This is a genomic window from Acrocarpospora pleiomorpha (assembly GCF_009687885.1).
GTDB classification, from domain to species: Bacteria; Actinomycetota; Actinomycetes; order Streptosporangiales; family Streptosporangiaceae; genus Acrocarpospora; species Acrocarpospora pleiomorpha.
This window is the reverse complement of sequence record NZ_BLAF01000041.1, coordinates 101,966-109,922: the sequence shown is the minus strand read 5'-3', so window position 1 is coordinate 109,922 and position 7,957 is coordinate 101,966. Positions and strand designations below refer to the sequence as shown.

Here is a 7,957-nt window from a genome sequence, read left to right as displayed (position 1 = left end):
TCATCGCTGTGGTCGCCGGAGACGAACAACTATGACGGCAGGTGGTTCTCCCACCCGCCCAGCCCATTGATTTCCCTCGGGCTCCGCCCGTCCCCCCGTGACTCCCCTCGGGCTCCGCCCGTCCCCGCAACACGACGCCGCGAGGGCCTATTTACAGATGTTCTGCGTCGCCGTCTTGGTAGTAGGCGTCGATGCGGTGGTCGGCGTTGGTTTGGGCGTGGATGTCACAGGCTTGCGGACCGTGTGGTTTTTCGCGCCGAGGATCACCTCGATGCCGTCGATATCCACCTGGCGGAGTTCCGCGCCAGGGAAAGCGGCGGCGACAGTCCGGACGGAGTCGGCACGCGTCGGGCCGTAGCGGATGATCGTGTTCTTGTAGGTGCGGGTGGCGGTGTCGCCGGGCACGCTGGGGACGAGGAAGCCCGCCGCGAGCAGGGCCGACTTGGTCCGCGCCCCCAGGCCGGTGATCAAGGTGCCGTTGCGGACGCGGATCGCGATGCGGTTGGGCGCGATCGTCGCGGCGGTGGGCGACGGGGTAGCCGTGGGGGACTTCGAAGGCTTGACGGGCGGGACCAGCGGCTGATCGGTGTTGATGCGATGAAATAGATCCCGAGCCGCCGCTTTATCCCAAAGGACAGCAGATTCCCCAGTCCCGGTGCGGTAGTTGACATCGGCAAGGGGAACGGTCACGAAGGACACATTGTCGGTGGAGACATCCTTGAGTTGCGTGGCCAGGCCAAGGAAATCCTCGGAGAGCGCGTCATCAACGGTAAGCGTGCGCAGCGTGGAGTTCACCAGCGCCCCGAACTTGGCCGGATTCGTCAGAGTATCGCCGCTGATCGCCTTAGCAAGCAGCGCCGAGATGACCTGCTGCTGGCGGTCAATGCGGTCGAGGTCGGCTCGCCCGGTGGCGCGGGTGCGGGCATAGTGCAGGGCGTTGACGCCGTTCAACTGGTGAGTGCCGGCGGCCAGCTTGAGCTTGGTCTTGTTATCGTCGATGGCGACAGGCGTGCAGACGGTGATCCCGCCCAGCGCTTCGACGACGTCGATGAAGCCGAGCACGTTGACGGCGATGTAGTGGTTGATCCGCAGCCCGGTCGCCTGCTGCACGGTCTGCACCGCGAGTTTGGGCCCGCCGAACTGGTACGCAGAATTGATCTTATGCTCGCCCTTGCCCGGAATATCCAGCCAGGTATCCCGAGGCAGCGACACCACGGTGACCTTCCGATGATCCTCAGACAGATGGATCACCATCATGGTGTCCGTGCGTTGCCCGTCCTGCCGCCCCAGATGCAGCAGGTTCTGCTCCTTCCGGGTGAGGTCATCACGCTTGTCCACCCCGACGAGCAGGATGTTCATCGCGGACCGCGACGACGACCCAGCCGTCCCCGCGTCCACCGACGAGATCTGCGCACTCAGATATCCAGGAATGGCCCACGCGAACCCCGACCCCACGAGCACCAGCCCGGACAACGATCCAGTGATCGCCAGCGAGCGCAGGCTGGTTCGCGCACGGCGCGTGCGAGGTGCGGTGACTCGGACCCCGCCGTAGGCGTCGCCGCCCACGTGAACACCCGAGTCCTCCACGCGGTCCCCCCTTGAGGTTGCCGTCTACGCCCCTTCGTACAGTAGCGTGAGCGCAGCCGTGAACCCCTTCCCCGACGCGCCCCTAACGAGTGTCATGAGCCCTTCGATCTCCGTCATCATGCCGGTCCTCAACGAGGAGCGGCACCTGCGCGAAGCCGTGCAGCAGGTTCTGGATCAGGATTACGACGGCGCGATCGAGGTCGTGCTGGCCGTGGGCCCCTCGCGTGATCGCACCCAGGAGGTGGCGGAGGCGATCGCGGCCGCCGAACCCCGGGTCTCAGTGGTCGCCAACCCCACCGGGCGAACGCCGAACGCGCTCAACGCGGCCCTCGCCATGTCGAGCAACCCGATCGTCGCCCGGGTCGACGGGCACGCCATGCTGCCCAAGGATTACATTCGCACGGCGGTCGAGACCCTCCAGGAGACCGGCGCGGACAACGTCGGCGGGATCATGGCCGCCGAGGGGATCACCCCGTTCGAGCAGGCGGTCGCCCGCGCGATGACCTCGAAGATCGGCGTCGGCAACGCGGCCTTCCACGTGGGCGGCGAGGGCGGCCCGGCCGACACCGTCTACCTCGGCGTGTTCCGCCGGGAGGCGCTGGAGCGCGTCGGCGGCTACGACGAGCACTTCCAGCGCGCCCAGGACTGGGAGATGAACCACCGCATCCGCGAGACGGGCGGGCTGGTGTGGTTCCAGCCGAAGATGCGGGTCTCCTACCGGCCCCGGCCGAACGCCCGCGCGCTGGGCAAGCAGTATTTCCACTACGGCCGCTGGCGGCGGGTGGTGGCCCGCACCCACCAGGGCACGATCAACTTCCGCTACCTGGCGCCCCCGCTCGCCGTGCTGGGCATCGTGTTCGGCCTGGCGCTCTCGCCGCTGTTCTGGCCGGCCGTGCTGATCCCCGCCCTCTACCTGGTGGCGATCCTGGCCGGCGCGCTGCTGACCGGCCGCGGCCTGCCCACCGCCGCGCTGGTGCGGCTCCCGCTCGTGTACGCCACCATGCACTTATCGTGGGGCACCGGCTTCCTCACCAGCCCTCCCCGCCTCAGCAAGCCGCGCCCGGCCGGGACGAACCTGCAGGATCTCTTTCATTGACCCGGCAGGCGTTCTCCACGGCCAGATTGAACCGCGCCATCGGATCCCCGTCCCCCAGCAGGTAATTGCGCAGGTCCCGCCGCTCCTCCGCCAGCGCGTCCTCGTCCTTGTCCAGTTGGGCGAGGATCTCCGGCAGTTCGTTCAAATCCTGGCCGAGCAGGTAGGCCGCCCGCGCGGTCGGGTAGCGCTCCCGGAAATCCGGCAGCCCCGCGACGTTGCTCACCACGTAGGGCTTGCCGCTGACCAGGAAGTCGGCGACCACGCTGGAGATGTCACCGACCAGCAGGTCGGCCTGGTTGAAGCAGGCGTAGAGGTCATCGGTGGCCACCCGACTCGACTGCCGTCCGGCTTTGGCGATCATGGCCAGGATGCGCTGATGCGCCGCACGGGTGGCGGGACAGCGATGCCCGGTGAGCGGATGCGGCTTGTAGATGAGATGCACCGAGTTGTCCATCAGCGCCTGGACGAGCTCCGGCCCCAGCGCGGCCACCGAGGTGTGATGCAGGTCGTCGGTCCAGCCCTCCCACGTCGGGGCGTACAGAACAGTCCGATACGGATGTCCGGGCCGCGAGCGTGAAATTCCCGCCAGCTGAGGCCGCCCGACTTCGACGATCGAGGCGTCCCGCACCCCCACGGCCGCCCGCTGGTAACGGTCGCGACCGGCCTGCCCGGCCACCCAGACCTCGTCGTACACCTTCGTGAACGGATTGAAGGACGCCTCCTTGTCGCTGTCGCCGTGCCCGATGAAAACGCTGACCAGGCCGGGCCGGCGGAGCATGTGGATGTTGTTGCCCACATTGGAGGCGAACAGGGCCACCCTGGCCGTGTCCAGGCCGCGGAAGTTCATCAGCTCCACGGCGGAGGGGATGCAGAGCACGGGCAGCGTGGTCGGCCCGAGCACGCGCATCAGCGGGCGCTCCCGCAGGACGATCATCGCCCGGCGGTCGATGTTCTCCAGCACGGGGAGCCACATCGACGCCTGGTAGATGGCGTTGGCGGGCCCGGAGAAGTAGAGCAGCACCTCGGGCCGGTATTCGCGGACCCGCTGGTCCACCGCCCAGATCACCCGCCGCCGGTCGGCCAGCGGCGCGGCCCGCCGCACATGCCAGGCCAGGGCCAGTACGGCACCCGCCATCAGCAGCAGCGCGGCGCCGACCCCCAGCGCCCCGAGCCAGTCCACCCCGGCCAGCGCGCCGAGAGCCGTCAGCCCGACCGGCAGCACGTCCACGTACAGCAGCCGCACCCCATGCCAGCTGAGCAGCGTCTCCGGTGGCGCGGCGGGGAAGTTCACCCCCAGGTTGCGGCTGTCGACCGGCTTCTTGCTGTGACAGTGCTTGAGATACAGCGCGAGCCCGGTCTGGGCGGCCCGCATGCCGTGAAAGAGGAACAGCCCCCCGGCCAGCAGCGCGAACCACCGCGACTGCGGTCCGACCGTCCGCGCCAGCAGCAGCACGACCGCCATCTCCCGGGTGAGGAAGCGTACGGTCGCCCCCAGATGCACCAGGCTCAGCCGGTTCGCGATCGGCTTCGGCAGCGTCGCCTCCGCCGCGTACGACAGCACCGCGAACGCGGCGAACACCCACGGCAGCGGACACAGCGCCGCTACCACTAAAACCGGATAAGACCCCAGAAGTACGGTCGTGACCAGGGCATTGACGCTCCGGAATGATCCCCCCATGTGGGGTGCTTACCCAATGAGGCGCACATCGACCACTTGTCCGGTCAGGTGAGAGATCAGCACTTCTACGCTGGTCCGGGCCACATCTTTGGGCGCCAGCAGGCTGGTCGGCGGCTCCTCGCCGAAGGCGCGCAACCGCATCGGCGTCGCCGTACGTTCGGGGTTGACGCAGTTGACCCGGATGCCGTGCTCGGCCCATTCGTCGGCCAGCGCCTGGGTGAGGTTGACGACGGCGGCCTTGGCCGAGGAGTAGAGGCTGTAGTCGGCCCGGCCCCGGGTGTAGGAGCTGGAGGTGTAGAGCAGCAGGTGGCCGCGGGTCTTCGCCAGGTACTTGAAGGACGCCCTGGCGATGTTGACCGGGCCCAGGTAATTGACCCCGATCGTCTCCTCGATGGTGCGGTGCTCGGCATCGCCGAGCTTGCCCATGTGCAGCACGGCGGCGGTGTTGACCACGTAGTCGATCCTGCCGGTCTCCGCGTACGCCCGGGCCAGCGCTTCGGCGACCGCGGCCTCGTCCTGGATCCGGGTGCCGGTCTCGGTGCGGGAGAAGGAGTAGACGGTGGCGCCGTGCTCCTTGGCGAGGTCCACGATGTCGGCGCCGATGCCGTACGAGCCGCCGAACACGACCAGGGTGCGGCCGTCGAGCTCGTCGGCGTACGAGACGGGAACGGGCGCCGTGGCGGCGGCGAGCTGGAAGAGCTTGTCGGCGATGAAGACGTCGACCGGGTGGGTGACCTTCATGTTGTGCTCGTTGCCCGCCACGATGAAGATCGGCACGTCCGGGCGGTAACGCAGCAGCACGCCGCAGTCGTCGGTGGCGGGCTGCTTGTCGAAGTCGGGATCGGCCAGTGCCCGGGCGTACGCGTCCCTGATCACCGAGAGCCGGAAACACTGCGGCGTCTGCCCGCGCCGCAGCCGCGACCGGTCCGGGATGTCCCTGATGAAGTCGCCGCCCGGCCCCGGCACCACGACCATCACCGTGTCGGAGGACGGGATGGCCACGTCCACCGCCTGGTGCTCGCCCAAGGACTTCACGCAGTCGGCGATGATGCGCGGCTCCACCAGCGGGCGCACCGCGTCGTGCAGCAGCACGTCGCACTCCCGGTCGCCGAGCGCCCGCAACGCGATCCAGGTGGACTCGGTCCGGCTCGCGCCCCCGTCCAGGATCTGGCTCACCTTCGTGAACCGGTTCTTGGCCACCAGGGCGGCCACCTCGTCGGTGAACCCGGGAGTCATCAGCACGACGACCTCGTCGATGTCCGGATGGCTGTCGAAGGCCGCGATCGTGTGCTCCAGGATGCTCTTCCCGGCGATCTTCAACAGCTGCTTCGGCGTGCTCAGACCCACCCGCTGACCGATGCCCCCGGCCAGCACCACACCAACGGTCGGCAAACGTGCATCCATCATCATGATCCTCCCCGACGAGCACCATACCCTTGCGGGTGATTGCTCATCAGTGATCACTCGATTACTTTGCGAGGTACGGCGGTCTCCGAGCGAAGGCGGTCTACATGGGGGAGCAGCGGCCGGACACCGTCGCGGTGGTGCTGGCGACGCCCGGCTCGGCCTGGCTGGCGAACGCCGACACCACCCTGATCGACCGCCTCACCGAACAGCTGGCGGCCCTGCCCGTAGGGGACCTTTACGTGCTGTCCGGTGAGCAGGGCCTGGCCGAGGAGCTCCGCCAGGTGGCCAAGGTCGCCCGGGCGTCCTCCACCCCGGTGGCCGTGTTCTCCGGCGAGGTGGTCGCGCACACCGAGGCCCTGGCCGCGCTGCTGGAACACCCGTCCCGGAGCGCCGGCGCGCTGATCGGCACCGGCCTGGCGAGCATGTTGTGCACCCCGGTCCGGGCTGAGCACGGCCGGGTTGCCGCCGCCGGGAACTCCTTCCACCAGGTGGACTCCGCCAACGCCTCCTTCCGTGGCGTGCTCCAGGTCGGCGCCGACCAGCTGAAAGCCCTGGCGGTGGTCGCCGAGGAGCTGGCCGACCTGGCCCAGGCCGGCAAGCTGGGCGCGGCGGACGAGAGGGAGGCCGCCGATCTGCTGCTCGCGGGCCTGGTCCGCTCCGGCATGCCCGTACGGGCGGCTCGCCTGGGCGCGCTGCACTGCGATCGAGCCCCCGACCAGGCCGCCGCGGACATCTCCCTGCTCCGCCTGGCCGAGGTGGACGAGGACCGGGCCCGGCTGGACGCGGCGATCAAACAGGACGACGGCTTCTTCGCCACCTACTGCGTCAGCTCCTGGTCCCGCCACCTGGTCAAGATCGCCGACCGGCTCGGGCTCACCCCCAACGCCGTCACCGGCATCTCGGTGGGCCTGGCCGCGATCGCCGCCATCTGGTTCTCCGCCGGTGACCGGCAGTCCCAGCTCGCCGGGTCGGCAGCCCTCTACCTGTCGTTCGTGCTCGACTGCGTGGACGGCCAGCTGGCCCGCTACACCCGCCGGTTCTCCCCGCTGGGCGCCTGGCTGGACGCCACCTTCGACCGGGTCAAGGAATACCTCGTCTACGTCGGCCTGGCCCTCGGCTACGCGGCGGGCGCGTCGATGACCGGCACCGGACCCGGCGGCATCTGGGCGCTCGCGGTCGGCGCGATGATGCTCCAGGCCGTCCGCCACATGATCGACTTCTCGTACGCCGGAGCGGTCACCGACGCCGCCAAGGTAGGCGTCTCCTGGGCCCGGCCCCACCGCTCGCTCGCCCTGGCCACGGATTCGGCCAGGAACACCGCCGCCGTGCAGCGCGAGAACGCCATCGTGCAACTCGCCGGAAAGCTGGAAGGCGACAGCGTGACCCGCTGGCTCAAGAAGATCATCGTCCTCCCGATCGGGGAACGCATGGCGCTCATCGCCATCACCGCGGGCCTGTTCAACGCCCGCGTCACGTTCCTGGCCCTGCTCGGCTGGGGCGCGGTCGCCGCCCTCTACACCCTCACCGGACGGATCGCGAGGTCGTTGTCGTGACCAGCGTGCACATGGCCCGCATCCCGCCCAGCTCGGTGACGGCCTACCGCGACGACGGCCTGCTTTCCCGCGGCATGGGCGCGATGGTCGCCGGGCAGCTGCCCCCGCTGCCCCCGGCCATCGCGGCCTTCTTCATCACCGGCGTGCTCCTGCTGGTCGGCATCGCCGCCACCGACGGCCTGGCCGTCTTCGCCCCCGTGGTCGCCCTGCTGCTGGCCGGCCCCGGTTCCTCGCACCGCCACGACGGCCGCCTGGACTGGCTGGTCCCGGTGCTCCTGCGCATCATCGAATACGGCTTCATCGCCAGCGTCGGCTTCGCCCACGGCGTGCCCGCCATCGTGATCATGATTCTGCTCGGCGCGATCACCTTCCACCACTACGACGGCGTGTACCGCATCCGCCAGCACGTCTACCCGCCGGACTGGCTGGCCACCGCCGGGCTCGGCTGGGAAGGCCGGATGATCGCGGTGGCCGCGGGCGGCCTGCTGGGCGCGAGCACGGCGATGTTCATCCTGCTGGCCCTGTATCTTTGGGCGTTGTTCGGCTGGGAGAGCCTCACCTGCTGGCTGGCCGCCCCCCGATCCGGGGTGGAAGCGGCGGATCTGGGCGCGCACGACTGATCCCGATACACGATCA

General features: G+C 69.2%; 6 protein-coding genes. 3 read left to right on the top strand and 3 right to left on the bottom strand.

What is annotated here, in order from left to right; translation table 11 throughout:
* Window positions 1–147 precede the first annotated feature (147 nt).
* Complete coding sequence (locus Aple_RS31445) at window positions 148–1,566, bottom strand: LCP family protein (protein WP_507768207.1); 1,419 nt, start codon at window positions 1,564–1,566, stop codon at window positions 148–150.
* 115 nt (window positions 1,567–1,681) lie between these two features.
* On the opposite strand from Aple_RS31445, the gene Aple_RS31440 reads away from it, so the two are divergent.
* Window positions 1,682–2,683: a glycosyltransferase family 2 protein gene (locus Aple_RS31440; protein ID WP_155348335.1), complete on the top strand. Its 1,002-nt coding sequence runs from the start codon at window positions 1,682–1,684 to the stop codon at window positions 2,681–2,683.
* Here the strand turns inward: Aple_RS31440 and Aple_RS31435 are convergent.
* Together Aple_RS31435 and Aple_RS31430 are read right to left on the bottom strand one after the other, a co-directional pair.
* On the bottom strand, window positions 2,634–4,292 hold the full coding sequence (locus Aple_RS31435; protein ID WP_246264910.1) for a CDP-glycerol glycerophosphotransferase family protein: 1,659 nt from the start codon (window positions 4,290–4,292) through the stop codon (window positions 2,634–2,636). The genes Aple_RS31440 and Aple_RS31435 overlap by 50 nt on opposite strands.
* 78 nt (window positions 4,293–4,370) lie before the next feature.
* On the bottom strand, window positions 4,371–5,753 hold the full coding sequence (locus tag Aple_RS31430) for a bifunctional cytidylyltransferase/SDR family oxidoreductase (RefSeq protein ID WP_246264909.1): 1,383 nt from the start codon (window positions 5,751–5,753) through the stop codon (window positions 4,371–4,373).
* 119 nt (window positions 5,754–5,872) lie between these two features.
* Here Aple_RS31430 and Aple_RS55725 point away from each other — a divergent pair, with 119 nt between their 5' ends.
* Window positions 5,873–7,321 (top strand): CDP-alcohol phosphatidyltransferase family protein, encoded by a 1,449-nt coding sequence (locus tag Aple_RS55725; RefSeq protein ID WP_155348332.1) that lies wholly within the window; start codon window positions 5,873–5,875, stop codon window positions 7,319–7,321.
* Window positions 7,318–7,941 carry a DUF5941 domain-containing protein gene (locus Aple_RS55720; protein WP_155348331.1) on the top strand — a complete coding sequence of 208 codons (624 nt, stop codon included), beginning with the start codon at window positions 7,318–7,320 and terminating at the stop codon, window positions 7,939–7,941. Before Aple_RS55725 ends, Aple_RS55720 begins: the two co-directional genes overlap by 4 nt.
* The last annotated feature ends 16 nt before the right edge of the window (window positions 7,942–7,957 follow it).